Origin of the sequence: Lactococcus hircilactis, from assembly GCF_009601015.1 — a bacterium.
Lineage (GTDB): Bacteria > Bacillota > Bacilli > Lactobacillales > Streptococcaceae > Lactococcus > Lactococcus hircilactis.
The window spans coordinates 1-15991 of sequence record NZ_WITJ01000028.1; the positions used below are offsets into that span (position 1 = coordinate 1).

General features: G+C 38.0%; 21 protein-coding genes, 2 tRNA genes and 1 rRNA gene. 20 read left to right on the forward strand and 4 right to left on the reverse strand.

Annotation, left to right across the window (positions count from 1 at the left end; genetic code table 11):
• The first annotated feature begins 8 nt into the window (after positions 1–8).
• The 7 genes from rrf (at position 9) to GHI93_RS12210 (ending at position 3718) form a co-directional block, all read left to right on the forward strand.
• Positions 9–124: ribosomal RNA gene (rrf, locus tag GHI93_RS12180) — 5S ribosomal RNA — on the forward strand.
• 6 nt (positions 125–130) lie between these two features.
• A tRNA-Glu gene (locus GHI93_RS12185) sits at positions 131–202 on the forward strand.
• 37 nt (positions 203–239) lie between these two features.
• Positions 240–313, forward strand: a tRNA-Asn gene (locus GHI93_RS12190).
• Positions 314–409: 96 nt separating this feature from the next.
• A complete protein-coding gene (gene mnmL / locus GHI93_RS12195; protein ID WP_153497287.1) occupies positions 410–1351 on the forward strand; it encodes a tRNA modification radical SAM protein MnmL/YtqA in 942 nt (313 codons plus the stop codon).
• A gap of 42 nt (positions 1352–1393) precedes the next feature.
• Positions 1394–2191 carry a nucleotidyltransferase domain-containing protein gene (locus GHI93_RS12200; protein ID WP_153497288.1) on the forward strand — a complete coding sequence of 266 codons (798 nt, stop codon included), beginning with the start codon at positions 1394–1396 and terminating at the stop codon, positions 2189–2191.
• The gene (gene mnmM / locus GHI93_RS12205; protein ID WP_343030376.1) at positions 2184–2726 is read left to right on the forward strand and encodes a tRNA 5-(aminomethyl)-2-thiouridylate-methyltransferase MnmM; all 543 of its coding nucleotides are present in this window, start codon (positions 2184–2186) and stop codon (positions 2724–2726) included. The genes GHI93_RS12200 and mnmM overlap by 8 nt, the downstream gene beginning before the upstream one ends.
• Positions 2727–2830: 104 nt before the next feature.
• Positions 2831–3718 (forward strand): GRP family sugar transporter, encoded by an 888-nt coding sequence (locus tag GHI93_RS12210; protein ID WP_153497289.1) that lies wholly within the window; start codon positions 2831–2833, stop codon positions 3716–3718.
• Positions 3719–3749: 31 nt separating this feature from the next.
• Here GHI93_RS12210 and GHI93_RS12215 read toward each other — a convergent pair whose 3' ends face one another.
• Together GHI93_RS12215 and GHI93_RS12220 are read right to left on the reverse strand one after the other, a co-directional pair.
• The gene (locus GHI93_RS12215) at positions 3750–5039 is read right to left on the reverse strand and encodes a serine hydrolase (protein WP_153497290.1); all 1290 of its coding nucleotides are present in this window, start codon (positions 5037–5039) and stop codon (positions 3750–3752) included.
• A 195-nt stretch (positions 5040–5234) separates the two neighbouring features.
• Positions 5235–5528, reverse strand: a complete 294-nt coding sequence (locus tag GHI93_RS12220; RefSeq protein ID WP_153497291.1) for a hypothetical protein — start codon at positions 5526–5528, stop codon at positions 5235–5237.
• A 142-nt stretch (positions 5529–5670) separates the two neighbouring features.
• Here GHI93_RS12220 and GHI93_RS13215 point away from each other — a divergent pair, with 142 nt between their 5' ends.
• The 6 genes from GHI93_RS13215 (at position 5671) to GHI93_RS12245 (ending at position 10813) form a co-directional block, all read left to right on the forward strand.
• The gene (locus GHI93_RS13215; RefSeq protein ID WP_281347502.1) at positions 5671–5796 is read left to right on the forward strand and encodes a hypothetical protein; all 126 of its coding nucleotides are present in this window, start codon (positions 5671–5673) and stop codon (positions 5794–5796) included.
• A 79-nt stretch (positions 5797–5875) separates the two neighbouring features.
• A complete protein-coding gene (rpsL, locus tag GHI93_RS12225) occupies positions 5876–6289 on the forward strand; it encodes a 30S ribosomal protein S12 (protein WP_096819148.1) in 414 nt (137 codons plus the stop codon).
• 18 nt (positions 6290–6307) lie between these two features.
• Complete coding sequence (gene rpsG, locus GHI93_RS12230; protein ID WP_153497292.1) at positions 6308–6775, forward strand: 30S ribosomal protein S7; 468 nt, start codon at positions 6308–6310, stop codon at positions 6773–6775.
• Positions 6776–7193: 418 nt separating this feature from the next.
• Positions 7194–9287 (forward strand): elongation factor G, encoded by a 2094-nt coding sequence (fusA, locus tag GHI93_RS12235; protein ID WP_153497293.1) that lies wholly within the window; start codon positions 7194–7196, stop codon positions 9285–9287.
• Positions 9288–9429: 142 nt separating this feature from the next.
• Complete coding sequence (gene purR, locus GHI93_RS12240) at positions 9430–10236, forward strand: pur operon repressor (protein ID WP_153497294.1); 807 nt, start codon at positions 9430–9432, stop codon at positions 10234–10236.
• 70 nt (positions 10237–10306) lie between these two features.
• Positions 10307–10813: a DUF2127 domain-containing protein gene (locus GHI93_RS12245; protein ID WP_153497295.1), complete on the forward strand. Its 507-nt coding sequence runs from the start codon at positions 10307–10309 to the stop codon at positions 10811–10813.
• A gap of 33 nt (positions 10814–10846) precedes the next feature.
• Here the strand turns inward: GHI93_RS12245 and lepB are convergent, their stop codons facing one another.
• The gene (gene lepB, locus GHI93_RS12250; RefSeq protein WP_153497296.1) at positions 10847–11473 is read right to left on the reverse strand and encodes a signal peptidase I; all 627 of its coding nucleotides are present in this window, start codon (positions 11471–11473) and stop codon (positions 10847–10849) included.
• 15 nt (positions 11474–11488) lie between these two features.
• Positions 11489–12367, reverse strand: a complete 879-nt coding sequence (rnhC, locus tag GHI93_RS12255) for a ribonuclease HIII (protein ID WP_153497297.1) — start codon at positions 12365–12367, stop codon at positions 11489–11491.
• Positions 12368–12553: 186 nt separating this feature from the next.
• Between rnhC and rplM the strand changes: the two genes are divergently transcribed.
• The 7 genes from rplM (at position 12554) to GHI93_RS12290 (ending at position 15811) form a co-directional block, all read left to right on the forward strand.
• Positions 12554–13000, forward strand: a complete 447-nt coding sequence (rplM, locus tag GHI93_RS12260; protein ID WP_153497298.1) for a 50S ribosomal protein L13 — start codon at positions 12554–12556, stop codon at positions 12998–13000.
• A 19-nt stretch (positions 13001–13019) separates the two neighbouring features.
• Positions 13020–13412, forward strand: a complete 393-nt coding sequence (rpsI, locus tag GHI93_RS12265) for a 30S ribosomal protein S9 (protein WP_153497299.1) — start codon at positions 13020–13022, stop codon at positions 13410–13412.
• A 157-nt stretch (positions 13413–13569) separates the two neighbouring features.
• Positions 13570–14100: a GNAT family N-acetyltransferase gene (locus GHI93_RS12270; protein WP_153497300.1), complete on the forward strand. Its 531-nt coding sequence runs from the start codon at positions 13570–13572 to the stop codon at positions 14098–14100.
• Between the two features lie 167 nt (positions 14101–14267).
• Entirely contained in the window at positions 14268–14513 is a 246-nt protein-coding gene (locus tag GHI93_RS12275; protein WP_153497301.1) for a GlsB/YeaQ/YmgE family stress response membrane protein, read from the forward strand.
• A gap of 31 nt (positions 14514–14544) precedes the next feature.
• Positions 14545–15108 (forward strand): alkaline shock response membrane anchor protein AmaP, encoded by a 564-nt coding sequence (gene amaP, locus GHI93_RS12280; RefSeq protein ID WP_153497302.1) that lies wholly within the window; start codon positions 14545–14547, stop codon positions 15106–15108.
• 13 nt (positions 15109–15121) lie between these two features.
• A complete protein-coding gene (locus tag GHI93_RS12285; protein WP_153497303.1) occupies positions 15122–15307 on the forward strand; it encodes a DUF2273 domain-containing protein in 186 nt (61 codons plus the stop codon).
• Between the two features lie 12 nt (positions 15308–15319).
• Positions 15320–15811: an Asp23/Gls24 family envelope stress response protein gene (locus tag GHI93_RS12290; protein WP_153497304.1), complete on the forward strand. Its 492-nt coding sequence runs from the start codon at positions 15320–15322 to the stop codon at positions 15809–15811.
• Positions 15812–15991 lie beyond the last annotated feature (180 nt).

Sequence of the window (15991 nt, forward strand, 5' to 3'; positions counted from 1 at the left end):
GAGAATGATTTAGTGCCCATAGCGTTGGAGATACACCTGTTCCCATGCCGAACACAGTAGTTAAGTCCTTCTGCGCCGGAAGTAGTTGGGGGTCGCCCCCTGCAAGATAGGGTCGGTGCTAAGTTGATGTGGTCTGTTGGTCAAGAGGTTAAGACACCGCCTTTTCACGGCGGTAACACGGGTTCGAGTCCCGTACAGACTATAAGTTATCAAATCGGTTATGCCGATTTTTATATTTTTGCGGTTTAGCTCAGTTGGTAGTAGCGCATGACTGTTAATCATGATGTCGTCAGTTCGAGTCTGACAACCGCAGCTAATTTAGAGACTTTTAAGTCTCTTTTTTTGATATAATTGTATGGAAGACTAAAAGATGGGAGAGCTGTTATCGTGATGGCTTTTGATTAATATAATGATAAAAAGATATACAACTTGGAATGAATATTTACGTGGACGATTTGGGGAAAAAATTTTTAAAGTACCGATTGATGCCGGTTTTGATTGTCCGAATCGGGATGGAAAAGTAGCTCATGGGGGATGCACTTTTTGTACGGTTTCGGGTTCTGGGGATATGATTTTAGAACCGGAATCTCCAATTGACGTTCAATTTAAAGTGGAAGTGGAGCAATTTCACAAAAAATGGCCTGGAGTAAAAAAATACATGGCCTATTTTCAGAATTTCACGAATACCTATGCGCCAGTTGAAGTGTTGCGTGAGCGTTTTGAGGCAGCAGTGTCGCAACCAGATGTGGTGGGCATTGCGATTGGGACACGTCCAGATTGCTTGCCAGAAGATGTGGTGGATTATTTGGCGGAACTAAATGATCGGATGGAAGTGTGGATTGATTTGGGACTTCAGACGACGTTTGAAAAGACGAGTCGATTGATTAATCGTGCGCATGAATATGATGTTTATGTGGATGCTGTTGCGCGTTTGAGGGTTCATGGGATTAAAGTGTGTACGCATCTAATCAATGGATTACCAGGTGAAACGCATGAGATGATGCTTGAAAATGTGAAAAGGATGGTTCTTGATTCTGATATTCAGGGGGTGAAATTGCATTTGCTCCATTTGATGAAAAATACGGCGATGCAACGAGATTATCATGCGGGAAAGTTGAAATTATTGTCTCAAAATGAGTATGTTACAACAATTTGTGATCAACTGGAATTGATTCCTAAAGAGATTGTTATTCATCGACTGACAGGAGATGCGCCGCGAGATAGTTTGATTGGACCGATGTGGAGCAAAAAAAAGTGGGAAGTACTTAATGCGATTGATCGTGAAATGGAATGTCGAAAATCAGTTCAAGGATGTCATGACATAAGAAAAGTTGAGAAAATCACGTTCTAAGGGCTGAATCGATTTATGGAGACGCGCGAATGGAGAATATAAATGGAACCAAGTGAAAAACGGGATGCAATAATTAAAAAAATATGTGATTTTTATGAGCATGTAGCAGGTATTTCAGGAATTTATTTGAGTGGTTCTATGGCACTTTGTGAAACAGATGATGTTTCAGATATTGATCTTCGTTTGGTTATTGGTGATGAAATGGATAAAAGTGCTGTTCTGTCAGTACTGACAGAAAATAAAATTGAAGAGAGTGACAAAATTTTATTTGTTTCAACTGTGAATGAAAATTATGCTGTGATTCATTATGAGAATTTCATTAAGTTAGATTGTTTTGTTTACCATGTTTCTGAGATTATTCCTTCAAATTGGTTAAAAGAAATTAAAATTTTGAAAGATAAAAATGATTTTCTTAGAAATATCAAGGAAAAATCGTGTCAACTTTCTTATGTTGTGACTCAAAAAACATTTGATTTTTATTTGGTAAAATTTTATTCTAATGTTCAGGAAGTTTATCGCAGACGCAAAAGAGGAGAATTTCATTATGCTTTAGAATGTGAACTTTGGGTGAAAAATGCTAATGTTGCCTTTTGGATGATGGCTAAGGGGCGGCAACCAAACAGTCTTGGGGATTGGTCAAAATATGAAGGGAGACGTTCAAAATTGAATTTGGATCAGATCAATCAGCTGAAAATGAGTCAAAATTCTTATGATTTTGAAACGTTTCAATCGCAATGGTGTGATCCGCTTTTGTCAGTACTGACAGAAATTGCGTCCCGTTATAAATTAGAATTTGATGAAAAAATCTTTAAGAAAGTGATGAAATGTGATCGTGATTAAACCAATAGAAGTTGCTCACCAGATGTTAAAGGAAGTCATTGAGCGCAAGGATATTGTGGTTGATGCTACAATGGGAAATGGATATGATACACTTTTTTTATCGCAGCTATCAGATCATGTGTATGCGTTTGATATTCAAAAAGAGGCGCTGAAGGCAACGGAGGAAAAGTTGGCGCTGGCTCATCAAAAGGCCACACTTATTTTGGATGGTCATGAGCATCTTCTGCGATACATAGAGAAACCAATCAAAGCTGCAATCTTTAATTTAGGATATCTTCCGAATACTGACAAATCAATCATTACGCGCCCCGAAACAACACTTGCGGCGCTGTCAGTACTGACAGCGCGATTGTGTGTGGGCGGACGAATTGCACTCATGATTTATTATGGGCATAAAGGAGGGCGAGATGAAAAAAATGCGCTGGTAAAGTGGGCACAAAATTTGCCACAAGAGTATTGGCACAGTTTTTCATATGTTCCTCTGAATCAAATCCATACACCGCCACTTTTAATACTTTTGGAAAAAAGAAAATAAGAGCAATGCGTATTTTTGATGAAATAAGACGTTTGATGTTGTGTTTTTGAAAAATTACTGTAAAATAGGAAGGTACTTTTAAAAAAATTAGAAAAGGTGGACTTATGCAAGGACTTTTATTTGCATTAGTTCCTATGTTTGCATGGGGATCTATTGGTTTTGTTTCAAACAAAATCGGTGGAGACGCGAAACAGCAAACATTAGGAATGACGTTAGGTGCATTCGTATTTGCACTTGTTGTATTTTTGATACGCCAACCACAGATGACACTCCCGATTTTCCTTATGGGATTTGTAGCGGGAATGATTTGGTCAATCGGACAAAGTGGACAGTTTCATTCGATGAAATACATGGGTGTTTCTGTTGCTTCCCCACTCTCCTCAGGCTTTCAGCTTGTTCTTGGTGGTTTACTTGGAGCACTTGTTTTCCATGAATGGACATTAAAAATCCAGTATATTTTAGGATTTACAGCGATGATTTTGTTGATGATTGGATTTTATTTTTCATCAAAACAAGATCCTGAAAATACACAAAAAAATCCGAAACATCATATGATTAAAGGACTGGTTGCTTTAACTTATTCGACGGTAGGATATGTTACTTATGTTATTTTATTGAACAACCTCTCAGGGCCGTGGTTTAATATTCATTTTGATACATTGACGATTATTTTTCCAATGTCGATTGGGATGATTTTTGGGGCAATTTTGATGGCAAAAGGAAAAATTGATCTCAAACCTGTCGTTTTCAAAAATATGTTTGTTGGAATCATGTGGGGAATTGGAAATATTTTCATGTTGCTTGCGGCGCAAACAGCAGGAAATGCGATTGCTTTTTCATTTTCACAGCTTGGTGTAATCATCTCTACTTTTTGTGGGATTCTCTTTCTTGGCGAAAAGAAAACAAAAAAAGAGATGGGCTATATTGCTTGTGGGACGGTTTTGTTTGTCATTGGAGCGATTTTGCTTGCAATTGTAAAGTCTAAAGGCTAAAAAAATTTCTGTCAGTACTGACAGAAATTTTTTATAATTTTTCATTGACAAATTTCACAAAATGATTCCATAACACAACAGGTAAAACGGCACGTTCAACGGTTTTGTCAGCCACGAGATTAAATTCTGCTTTTGATGCTCCAGGAATGTATCCGAGTGCATCTTTGACACTGGTGTGTACTGCAACAAGGACCTGCCCTTTTTTCACAGCCGCTTCAATCGAGGCGCTGCGCTTTTTGTCAGTAGTGACAGAGAGCGTTTTGCTGTCAGGAGTCCCATCAGCAGCTCTTGGAACGACGGGGATAATGTCTTCTTGAGGAACAAGTTTCACAGTTTTTGACTTCCCATCGACCACAGAAAAGGAAGGAAATTTTGCAAATGTTTTTCCCTTTTTAGCAATAGAATCAATCATCCAATTGCCATAAACCTGATTCATCAGCTGATTGGTAAGATTAAACGGAGTGCTATTATCATCAGCAGGTTGATTTGCTTCTAAAATCACAGTGATAATTCTAAAATTATTTTGAAGTGTTGTTGCTGCAAAACAGTTAATTTGATAGCCTGTCGAGCCAGTTTTTAGACCATCGACACCAGAGCGAAATTGTGGAAATCCTTTTAACATCTGATTTGTCGTTTTTAAAGTTGTTTTTGAAGCACCTTTTTCATCAAAAGGAAGAGTGGTTTGTTTTGAAATTTCTAAAATTTGAGGATAATCTTTTAAGAGATGATAAGAAACGATTGCAACATCCTCAGCACTCATCGTATTTGACGCATCTACTTGAGAGTTTGGATAAATATTTTTACCCAAAACACTATTGGGTAAGCCAGAAGCATTGAAGATTTGAGCATCAGAAATTCCCCATTGTTTGAGCTGTGCCCGCATCAGATTAACAAATTGAGGTTCAGTACCACCGATTTGCTCAGCAAGTGCCACAGCAGCAGAGTTTGCTGAAGGAAGCATGAGTGCATTCATCAAATCTTTCACACTGATTTTTTCACCTTTTGTCATTGCGACATTACTTGCCGCGGTATTTTGTGTCAACTCATAAGCGTAATTAGAAATCGGCACTTTAGTTTCCCACGACAATTTTCCTTCAGCAACGTTTTTATAGACGAGATAAGCAGTGATTAATTTGGTGATTGATGCGATTTGAGTACTCGAATCTTTTTCATTTTGCGCATATAAAATTTTTCCACTTGCCGCGTCAATTGCAATGGCAGATTTTGCAGCAATTGAAAAGCTGTCAGCACTGACAGCCCCCCCTAAAAAGAACGGAGCAAAAAGACAAAGGGAAAAAAGAGAAATCAAGATTTTTTTCATGTCATTATTATACTATATATCCCCAGCAGATACAAATAGAACATAAGAAATGCGGTTTTATCCAAAGTTTTAAAAAAGTGCTTCCAGAGCTTTGTCACACAAGGTGCTGCATATCCATGCCATCCACCATTTTTTAGTTCTTTATTTTCAAATAGATCCCGAGCAAATAGGGACATAGCGTACACGGACAACTTTTTATCTGACCGAATTGATGTTTTGTTGCTCACATAAAAGGGTGAGCAAGGTTTTTGCTGGCATCAACTCAATTTTAGTTTGATTAATGAACATTTGACCATCTTTTAAAAGCTGAAAGTGATAATGTGCATAAGATTTGCTTGCGCTTTTACCAAAAGTGGAATCACAAGAAGCATCACAAAAACCCGTGATTCGATTATTATGATGTGAATAAATCGCAATAACATTAAAATCTTCACCATAAATATCAATGGTTCCTTGTAAATCTGAGATAATTTGGGACAGTAATAACATGTGGAAACCTCCGTAGCATTGCATCATTGACTTCTTCAGTATAGCAATTTCAGCCCAATTAAGTCAAAAAAATGCACTCAGACCAATCAAATCCTCTTCAAACGCGCTCAATACACTTAAAAAACAAAGAGACTTGACAAGTATGATAAGATATGATAAGATATTAAACGGTACTTTTTACTTTGAACTCTCAGGAGAACGTGTTAAAGTTGCTAAACTTCTTGCCAGAACTTGGTTTAAGCGGCCATATACTGACAACTCAAATTAAAATCATACGAAAGGAATGCTTTTTCAATGTCATCACCGCTTCTGATTTTTCAGGATGATAAAGAAAAGCAGACGAAAAAATGCCTACAATTAACCAATTAGTACGCACAGGCCGTCATGACAAAGTTACAAAATCTAAGTCACCAGCCTTGAACGTTGGCTACAACAGCCGCAAAAAAGTCCAAACGAACCTTTCTTCACCACAAAAACGTGGTGTTGCAACACGTGTTGGAACAATGACACCAAAGAAACCAAACTCAGCGCTTCGTAAATTCGCGCGTGTACGTCTTTCAAACCTTATGGAAGTGACAGCGTACATCCCAGGTATCGGACATAACCTCCAAGAACACAGTGTTGTGCTTCTTCGTGGTGGTCGTGTAAAAGACCTTCCAGGGGTACGTTACCACATCGTTCGTGGTGCAATGGATACCGCTGGTGTTGCAAATCGTAAACAAAGCCGTTCTAAATACGGTGCTAAAAAACCAAAAGCTTAAGAAGGGAGATAAGTAAGAATGCGTAAAAATCGTGCCCCAAAACGTGAAGTTTTGGCAGATCCAATGTACAACTCAGTCGTCGTTACTCGCCTTATCAACCGTGTAATGCTTGATGGTAAACGTGGAGTTTCAGCTCAAATCGTTTACGGTGCCTTCAAACAAATTGAAGAAGCTACTGGAAATAATCCGCTCGAAGTCTTCGAATCTGCTATGGAAAATATCATGCCAGTTCTTGAAGTTCGTGCGCGTCGTGTCGGTGGTTCTAACTACCAAGTCCCAGTTGAAGTTCGTCCAGAACGTCGTACAACACTAGGACTTCGTTGGTTGGTAACAATCGCGCGTAATCGTGGTGAACACACCATGCAAGATCGTCTTGCAAAAGAAATCATGGATGCAGCAAATAACACAGGTGCAGCAGTCAAAAAACGTGAAGACACTCACAAAATGGCTGAAGCTAACCGTGCGTTCGCTCACTTCCGCTGGTAAAATTTTCCGCTCGCGTCGCAAAGCTTGCTTTGCAGGGAGACTGAAATTTTTTTGTGACAAGTCACAGAGATTGCAGAGCAATCTGAAACGTAGTTTCATTTGGCGAAGCCTGATCTGGAACGTAGGAACAAAGATAAAATATTCAGTCCACTTGAGTATTTGCGTCGCAGCTGCTTTGTTAGAAGCACCCTTGTGTACTTCTTGTACGCTTTTGGACCTTCTTTCTCGCTTCTGCTTAGAAAATAAATTTTACAATCAGTCTTAAAGACTGTAAAGTAACATCGAATTGATGTAAAAACGAACATTACCGGGCTTGGGCTCCTCGCCCGCTCGGTTTTGTTTTAATTTTTAAAGATAATTTGTTAAAATAGACATAAATGAGAGTTTTCTCATTTCATTAAAAAAATAGGAGACAAAAATGGCTCGCGAATTTTCCCTCGAAAATACTCGTAATATCGGTATCATGGCTCACGTCGATGCTGGTAAGACTACTACAACTGAACGTGTCCTTTACTATACTGGTAAAATTCACAAAATCGGTGAAACCCACGAAGGGGCTTCACAAATGGACTGGATGAAGCAAGAACAAGACCGTGGAATTACGATCACTTCTGCCGCTACAACAGCATTTTGGAAAGGCAACCGTGTCAACATTATTGACACACCAGGTCACGTGGATTTCACTATCGAAGTGCAACGTTCCCTTCGTGTCCTTGACGGTGCTGTAACTGTTCTTGATGCACAATCTGGTGTTGAACCCCAAACTGAAACGGTTTGGCGTCAAGCAACGGAATACCACGTTCCACGTATTGTTTTTGCAAATAAAATGGATAAAATTGGAGCAGATTTCTTCTATTCACTTGAAACTTTGGGTGATCGTTTGGGAGCAAATGCGCATCCGATTCAAATTCCAATCGGAGCAGAAGATTCATTTACAGGAATCATTGACTTGGTTACAATGCGTGCCGAAGTTTATACGAATGACCTCGGAACAGACATTCTTGATGAAGAAATTCCAGCAGAATATTTAGAACAAGCTCAAGAATGGCGTGAAAAATTGATTGAAGCGATTGCTGAACTTGATGATAATATCATGGAAAAATACTTCGCTGGAGAAGAAATCTCAGTTGAAGAACTTAAAGCTGCAATTCGTAAAGCGACGATTAATGTTGAATTTTACCCAATGCTTGCAGGTTCTGCCTTCAAGAATAAAGGGGTTCAAATGATGCTTGACGCAGTTATTGACTACCTTCCAAGCCCAGTTGATATTGCTTCTGTAAAAGGAATCAATCCTGACACTGAAGAAGAAGATGTCCGTCACGCTTCAGATGACGAACCATTCGCAGCGCTTGCCTTCAAAGTAATGACAGACCCATTCGTTGGACGTTTGTCATTCTTCCGTGTGTATTCAGGTGTTCTTGAAGCTGGTTCATACGTAATGAATACATCCAAAGGAAAACGTGAACGTATCGGACGTATCCTCCAAATGCATGCGAATACGCGGACAGAAATCCAAGAAGTTTATGCAGGTGATATCGCTGCTGCTGTTGGTTTGAAAAACACCACAACAGGAGATACATTGTCAGATGAAGATCACGAAATCATCTTGGAACGTATTGAAGTTCCAGATCCAGTAATCCAACTTTCTGTTGAACCAAAAACAAAAGCTGACCAAACAAAAATGTCCACAGCCCTCATTAAATTGGCTGAAGAAGACCCAACATTTAAAGTTGAAACGAACGAAGAAACAGGTCAAATCATCATCGCCGGAATGGGAGAACTTCACTTGGATGTTCTTGTTACTCGGATGCGCGATGAATTTAATGTTGAATGTAATGTCGGTGCACCTGAAGTTTCTTACCGTGAAACATTCCGCGCCCCTGTTACTCAAGCACGTGGTTACTTTAAACGCCAATCAGGTGGTAAAGGTCAATATGGTGACGTTTGGATTGAATTCACGCCAAATGAAGAAGGAAAAGGATTCGAATTTGAAGATGCTATCGTTGGTGGTGTTGTCCCACGTGAATTTATCCCTTCAGTAGAAAAAGGATTAGCTAAAGCAATGGCCAACGGGGTATTAGCTGGCTATCCATTGGTTGATGTCAAAGCTAAACTTTATGATGGTTCATATCACGATGTCGATTCATCAGATACAGCCTTTCAAGTCGCAGCTTCACTTGCTTTGAAAGAAGCTGCTAAACATGCAGATGCAGTCATTATGGAACCTATGATGAAAGTTACAATCACTGCACCTGAAGAAAACCTTGGAGATATCATGGGTCACGTGACTGCACGTCGTGGACAAGTGAACTCAATGGAAGCACACGGTAAAAACCAAATCGTTAATGCGTTCATCCCATTGTCTCAAATGTTTGGATATGCAACAACACTTCGTTCATCGACACAAGGTCGCGGTACATTTATGATGGTATTTGACCATTATGCTGATGTTCCAAAATCTATCCAAGAAGAAATCGTTGCAAAAAATGGTCGTGGCGCTCAAGCTGACTAAATTTTATTGCTAGAGATGATAAAAACTTTGTCCAAACGGACAAAGTTTTTTTGTGACTACTGACAATGAAAAAGAGACATCATTTGATTGTTCGGAAATTGCATGATATAATGAACATATAAAATGAAAAATGGTGATATTCATGAAAAGAAACGAACGTTTAGTTGATTTTACAAATTATTTATTGAATCATCCAAATCAGATGTTGAATTTGAATAAGTTAAGCAAGCGTTATGAAGTGGCGAAATCTTCAATATCAGAAGATTTGGTTTTCATTAAACACGTTTTTGAAGCTCAAGGAGTTGGGATTGTAGAAACGTTTCCTGGGAGTTTAGGTGGAGTTCGCTATACACCATACATCACAGATGAGACGTCAAAAAGAATGACAGAAGAACTGGCTCAGTTATTACGTGAAGAAAATCGAATTTTGCCAGGCGGATATATTTATTTGTCTGATATTTTGGGCTCTCCAAGTAATTTAAAAAAAATTGGTCAAATCATTGCGCATGAATACAAAGATAAACCAGTCGATGTTATTATGACGATTGCCACAAAGGGAATTCCAATTGCACAATCTGTTGCCGAAATATTAGATGTTCCGTTTGTCATTGTCCGTCGAGATCAAAAAGTCACTGAAGGGGCAACATTGAATGTGAACTATATGTCAGGATCGAGCAGTCGTGTGGAAAATATGACGCTGTCAAAACGAAGCCTATCCATCGGACAAAATGTATTAATTGTCGATGACTTTATGAAGGGAGCTGGCACAATCAATGGAATGAAGAGTTTAGTTTATGAATTTGATTGTTTTTTAGCTGGGGTTGCAGTATTTTTAGAAGGACCATTCAAAGGAGAACGGTTGGTCAATGATTACAAATCCATCTTAAAAGTGGATCGAATTGATATTGCACACCGCTCCATTGACGTTGAACTCGGCAATATTTTTTAAAATCGGACTAAAGTTTTAGTGAAAAGCGCAATCCTTGGCTTATAATAGAGAGGGAAGGTTGCGAGGGGTAATGGTCGTTAATAAAAAGAAAGAAATGAAAGTTGTTGATGTCAGTTTTGACATCGTTCTTATATTTAAAAGTTTATTTGCCTTGGGAGAGGTCATTGGCGGATTTTTACTCTTTTTTCTTACGCCAGCGCGCTTAAATTCAGCGATTAGTTGGTTGGCAAAAGGAGAAATGAATCAAAGTTCTCATAGCTTTTTGATGAAATTATTACTAGATTTTGGCGCACATTTTACTGTTTCAACACAGTATTTATTTGCGATTTATCTCTTATCTCATGGCATCATTAAGCTAGTCACCTTGGTTCTTCTTTGGAAAAAAGTGTTATGGGCTTATCCGTTATCGCTCCTCGTTTTTCTTGGGTTCATTATTTATCAGCTCACAGAGTTTGTCCACACGCACTCAGTAATGATGATTGTGGTGAGCTTGGTTGATGTACTGATGATTGTTTTGACACTCTTAGAATATCAAAATATAAAAAAACAAAGAAAAGAAAAATTCTGTCAGCGCTGACAGAATTTTTTCTCGATTTTTGATGATTATTTTCTATTTTAAAAGTCCAAATTTTGGAAGTGGCCAAATTCTAAATTTTGCTTCGCCAATGATAGCGCTGCGTTTAAAAGGACCCACAGCCCGACTATCTCTTGAAACCACGCGATTATCTCCCATCAGAAAATATTGTCCTGTAGGGACCGTGACAGTAAATTGAGGATTTCCTGTTCCATCGGTCGTGAAGGCTTGTGCTTTTTGAGCTAAAGTGATAAAACCTGAGCGATCTGCTGAGGTCAGAGAAGCGTTAAGTGGATAAGTGCCATAAGTTTTTTCGAGTTTTCCACTCTTTAATTGTGCTTTATAGTCAGCTAAATAAGGTTCACCGTACTTTTTCCCATTTATGGTCAGTTGATCTTGATTAAAGGTAATCACATCCCCAGGCATCCCAATCACGCGTTTAACAATATTTTTCGTTGTACCAGCTTCTGTTTCTTTGGCGACAACAATATCAAATCGATTAATTTTTGCTGTTTTTACGATAATTAATCGCTCTTTATCAGCTAAATTAGGATCCATAGAATGTCCATCAACAACAACGACAGACCAAATAAACATACGAGATAAAACGGCAATAATGATGATGGCGATAAATAATCCCCATTCTTTGATAAATGATTTCATAAGTAAACTCACCTTCTATTTTTGAGCAAGTTGACTTGCTTTTTGTGTGTTTGCAAAATGGACTTTTGCGTACTCATTGAGTGCCGAAATGCCATCGCGTTGGATTATTTTTGCAGCAATACGATCGGAACTCGCACCAGCACCACTAGGAAGTACTAACCTCGCTTTTTTTGATAAAGCGCCCAAATGATCGAGAAATGCCGCACGAGCCATAATTGAACTTGCAGCGACTGCTAAAAATTGATCTTCTGCTTTAGGAAGCAGCGTGATTTTTGAGGTCACTTGATTTTTCTCTTTTTTTACATATTTTTCATAATTTGCTGTTGTCGTAAAAGCATCAATAATAATCTGCTCAGCGTCCACCGTTAACTTTTTCTCTAATAGATAGATGGCTTGATTATGCAAGGCCACTTTAATACTGACCGCATTATAGCCTTGTTCAATCACTTGATTATACTTTTTTGGCTCAACAATCAGTTGGACATGTGGCAAAAGTTCACGTAATTTTGGTGCGAGCTGACAGATTTTTTCATCCGTCACTTTTTTTGAGTCTGCCACGCCCCATTTTTTGAGCAAAGGAATGCTGTCAGTACTGACAAAAGAAGCTACGACCACTAAACTTCCAAAATATGAGCCGTTTCCGACTTCATCCGTGCCAATGCAATTGTCTTGTCGAGCAGAAATTTTCTGTGTCTGATAGCCAAACTCATGCGCACATTTTTCTGCGTCACTTCCTTGAAAAACGACTTTTCCAGAAGTATATACACTGATAGAAACACCGCCCACATTAGCATAAAATCGAAGATACTGATTTTTTGTTGTTCGTTGATGCGTTGCAAATTTTTTGATTAAAGATTGAATTGTTTTTTCATCCAAAGTAAGCACAACATTCATGCCCCTATTTTAGCATAAAAATAGATTTAATTAAAACAAAAGCTTGACAAATAATATGAAAATATGATAATATGGTAAACGGTATTGTTTACCCCATTTTTGTGGCCCCGGAACCCAAAAATAATCCGCGGGACTCTTACACCCGCATTTGTAAACAAATTCTAGTAATAAAGGAAAAAACTCATCATGATGAAAACTACATTCATGGCTAACGCTCAAAACGTTGACCGTAAATGGTATGTCGTTGACGCTACAGATGTTCCTATGGGACGTCTTTCTGCAGTTGTAGCAAGCGTACTTCGCGGCAAAAACAAACCCACTTACACACCACACACTGATACAGGAGACTTTGTCATTGTGATCAATGCTGAAAAAGTTAAATTAACTGGTAAAAAAGCAACAGATAAGATTTACTACAAGCACAGCCTTTACCCTGGCGGATTGACTTCAATCACAGCAGGTGAACTCCGTGAGAAAAATGCTGTCCGTTTGATTGAAAAATCAGTCAAAGGAATGCTTCCACACAACACACTGGGACGTGCTCAAGGCATGAAACTTAAAGTGTTTGTTGGAGCAGAACACACACATGCAGCACAAAAACCTGAAGTCCTTGACATCACAGGTTTGATCTAATAAGGAGGAGAAATACAAAATGGCTCAAGTACAATATGCCGGCACAGGCCGTCGTAAAAACTCAGTAGCACGTGTACGTCTCGTACCTGGTACTGGTAAAATTACTGTAAACAATCGCGATGTAGAAAACTACATCCCACTTGCAGATATGCGTTTGGTGATTAACCAACCCTTTGCAGCAACACAAACTGAAGGCAGCTACGATACACTCGTTAATGTCAATGGCGGTGGAGTTTCTGGTCAAGCTGGAGCAATCCGTCACGGTATCGCTCGTGCTTTGCTTGAAGTAGACCCAGATTTCCGCGGTGCATTGAAACGCGCTGGACTTTTGACACGTGACGCACGTATGGTTGAACGTAAAAAAGCCGGACTCAAAAAAGCCCGCAAAGCTTCACAATTCTCAAAACGTTAATCCAATTATCGTTAAAATTAAAGCAATGCTCACTATTGAGTATTGCTTTTTAATATTTTCGCAAAAAACGATAGCCAAGTAAATCACAATGCTTTTTTGACGAATGATCAAAATATGATACAATAAAAAGAAATTAAAGACATAAAAAGGAGAAAAAATGGCACAACTCAACCTGATTCCAATCACTCAAAATCAAAAAAGCACATTTATTCAAGAAGCTCAATCCGCTTTCCAAAAAAGTTATGAAGATTTATATGGAAAAAGAAAAGAGATGATCATGCCCACAGAAGATATTGAATCCTCCTTTGATGCAGAAGGATCAGAAGCTTATTTTGCTATACTTGACAATGAAATTGTCGGGGGAACCATCGTTGTAATTGATTCGGAAAATAAAATGAATCAATTGCATCTTCTGTATGTCAAAGTAGGAATTCAAAATAAAGGAACAGGACAAAAGATATGGCAAGCGATTGAGGATAAGTATCCTAATGCCCTTCTTTGGGAAACACACACTCCATATTATGATAAAAGAAATATTCATTTTTATGTCAACCGATGTGGTTTCAAAATTGTAGAATTTTTTAATGCCAAGCACAAAGATCCTCATCAAATAAATGATCAAGTCGGTGGCTTGCCTCCCGAAATTAGCTCAGACTTCTTTAGATTTGAAAAAGAAAAAATATCCTGAAATCAAAAATAGCAGTACTGCTATTTTTTTGTAAAAAAATAATAGTTTTAGAAAAAATGAAAACGCAAACAAAATGTTTGAAATGAAACTGTAAATTTGATAAGATTAAATTGTAACAAAGAAAAGTCGAAATTATTTTTTGACAAGAACAGAAAGGTGGTAAAGATATGATTTGGTCTATCATTGTAGGAGCTATTATTGGAGCGATTGCAGGAGCAATCACGAAAAAAGGTGGGTCAATGGGATGGATTGCTAATATTGTTGCCGGCTTGGTGGGTTCCGCTCTTGGGCAAGCATTGTTTGGCAAGTGGGGATTTACCTTAGCAGGGATGGCAATTATTCCTTCTATTATCGGCGCAGTTATCGTTGTTTTGGTCGTTTCATTTATCATGGGACGTGTAGCAGATAAATAACTCATTCTTTTAGAAAGGGTAGAATAATTAATTGTCAAAAAGTAAAAAAACAGTGCTGATACTTTTGGACTTGATTTTATTAACCGTTTTAGGATTTGTCATTTTAGAAAATCAAGATGCGTTCAACCTTGATTGGAATTTAGGACGTGTTGAGCGTATTTCTTGGATGAAAGAAGTTTTGCCACCGTACCTTTTTTTGGCAGCTTCTTTATTTATAATCATGGGATTTCTGGGTATGGTTATGATTTTAGCATTCCCTAAACAATATTTTTCCATCTCTCTAAATGAGGGGACAAAAGGAAAATTAACGGTTAGTCCATCAGCTATAGAGGGCTATGTGAGAGAGGTACTGACAAAAAATGAGCTTATGAAAAATTCTAAAATTCAAGTGAAAATATATAAGCGTCAATTAAGGATAAATGTAAAAGGTGAAATTGTTCCGCAAACCCAGGTTATTGATAAAACACAAGGATTTAAAAATGAAATCACAACTGGACTTAATACATATTTTGGCATTACACATCACATCCTACTCAAAGTCAGCGTAAAAGCCAATCATCTAAAAGAAAAACCATCGAATCCACGGGTGATTTAAAGAAGGGAGCGCGATGAACTTTTTTAATCAATATAAATATCCAATCATTGGTGGCACAAGTGGTTTGTTACTTGCCATTTGCTTTTTCACATTTGGATTTTGGAAAACAATTTTGATGCTATTGCTGATCCTCATCGGTATTTTTGTTGGTCTATCCATTCAACAAACAGATCTCATCAATCGAATCTTTAAGAAATAAGAAAGGAAAATTATGGTAGAAAATGTAAATACAAAAACACAAAAAAATGAAATCAAAGGCAAACTCGTCTATGAAGACAAAGTGATCCAAAAAATCATTGGTATGGCACTAGATTCAGTCGATGGGTTGTTGGCAGTAGATGGCGGATTTTTCTCAAATTTAACGGATAAATTGATTAATACAGATAATGTGACTACTGGTGTTAGCGTTGAAGTGGGACAAAAACAAGTGGCAGTCGATTTAAAAATCATTGCTGAATATGAAAAAAACATTCCAAAAATTTATGAGGAAATTAAGAAAATCATCAGCGATGAAGTTGCTCATATGACGGATTTGGATGTTATTGAAGTTAATGTGGATGTCATTGACGTCAAAACAAAAGCTCAACAAGAAGCAGATGAAGTGAGTGTTCAAGATCGGATTACTCAGGCAACACAAAGTAGTGAGGCCTCGCTCAATACAACAAAATCAGAAGAAAAAGATAAAACACAGCGCGTAAAATAGCATAAAAAAATTCCAGTCCTGGAATTTTTTTATTGGAAAAATAAAGGATTGCGAAAAAAAACAAAAAAGATGTAGCTAAGAATTGACAAGAAAGAAAAGGTTTGGTATACTAATATAGTTGCTTGTTCGGGAAACCGAACGAGGGCGAAAAAAAGTCAGTTCGATCATATAAAATCCTTG

Coding starts and splice junctions, on each gene's coding strand:
- mnmL (WP_153497287.1), top strand. CDS start 410: ATGATAAAAAGATATACAACTTGGAATGAATATTTACGTGGACGATTT.
- GHI93_RS12200 (WP_153497288.1), top strand. CDS start 1,394: ATGGAACCAAGTGAAAAACGGGATGCAATAATTAAAAAAATATGTGAT.
- GHI93_RS12210 (WP_153497289.1), top strand. CDS start 2,831: ATGCAAGGACTTTTATTTGCATTAGTTCCTATGTTTGCATGGGGATCT.
- GHI93_RS12215 (WP_153497290.1), bottom strand. CDS start 5,039: ATGAAAAAAATCTTGATTTCTCTTTTTTCCCTTTGTCTTTTTGCTCCG.
- GHI93_RS12220 (WP_153497291.1), bottom strand. CDS start 5,528: ATGTTATTACTGTCCCAAATTATCTCAGATTTACAAGGAACCATTGAT.
- GHI93_RS13215 (WP_281347502.1), top strand. CDS start 5,671: ATGATAAGATATGATAAGATATTAAACGGTACTTTTTACTTTGAACTC.
- rpsL (WP_096819148.1), top strand. CDS start 5,876: ATGCCTACAATTAACCAATTAGTACGCACAGGCCGTCATGACAAAGTT.
- rpsG (WP_153497292.1), top strand. CDS start 6,308: ATGCGTAAAAATCGTGCCCCAAAACGTGAAGTTTTGGCAGATCCAATG.
- fusA (WP_153497293.1), top strand. CDS start 7,194: ATGGCTCGCGAATTTTCCCTCGAAAATACTCGTAATATCGGTATCATG.
- purR (WP_153497294.1), top strand. CDS start 9,430: ATGAAAAGAAACGAACGTTTAGTTGATTTTACAAATTATTTATTGAAT.
- GHI93_RS12245 (WP_153497295.1), top strand. CDS start 10,307: ATGGTCGTTAATAAAAAGAAAGAAATGAAAGTTGTTGATGTCAGTTTT.
- lepB (WP_153497296.1), bottom strand. CDS start 11,473: ATGAAATCATTTATCAAAGAATGGGGATTATTTATCGCCATCATCATT.
- rnhC (WP_153497297.1), bottom strand. CDS start 12,367: ATGAATGTTGTGCTTACTTTGGATGAAAAAACAATTCAATCTTTAATC.
- rplM (WP_153497298.1), top strand. CDS start 12,554: ATGATGAAAACTACATTCATGGCTAACGCTCAAAACGTTGACCGTAAA.
- rpsI (WP_153497299.1), top strand. CDS start 13,020: ATGGCTCAAGTACAATATGCCGGCACAGGCCGTCGTAAAAACTCAGTA.
- GHI93_RS12270 (WP_153497300.1), top strand. CDS start 13,570: ATGGCACAACTCAACCTGATTCCAATCACTCAAAATCAAAAAAGCACA.
- GHI93_RS12275 (WP_153497301.1), top strand. CDS start 14,268: ATGATTTGGTCTATCATTGTAGGAGCTATTATTGGAGCGATTGCAGGA.
- GHI93_RS12285 (WP_153497303.1), top strand. CDS start 15,122: ATGAACTTTTTTAATCAATATAAATATCCAATCATTGGTGGCACAAGT.
- GHI93_RS12290 (WP_153497304.1), top strand. CDS start 15,320: ATGGTAGAAAATGTAAATACAAAAACACAAAAAAATGAAATCAAAGGC.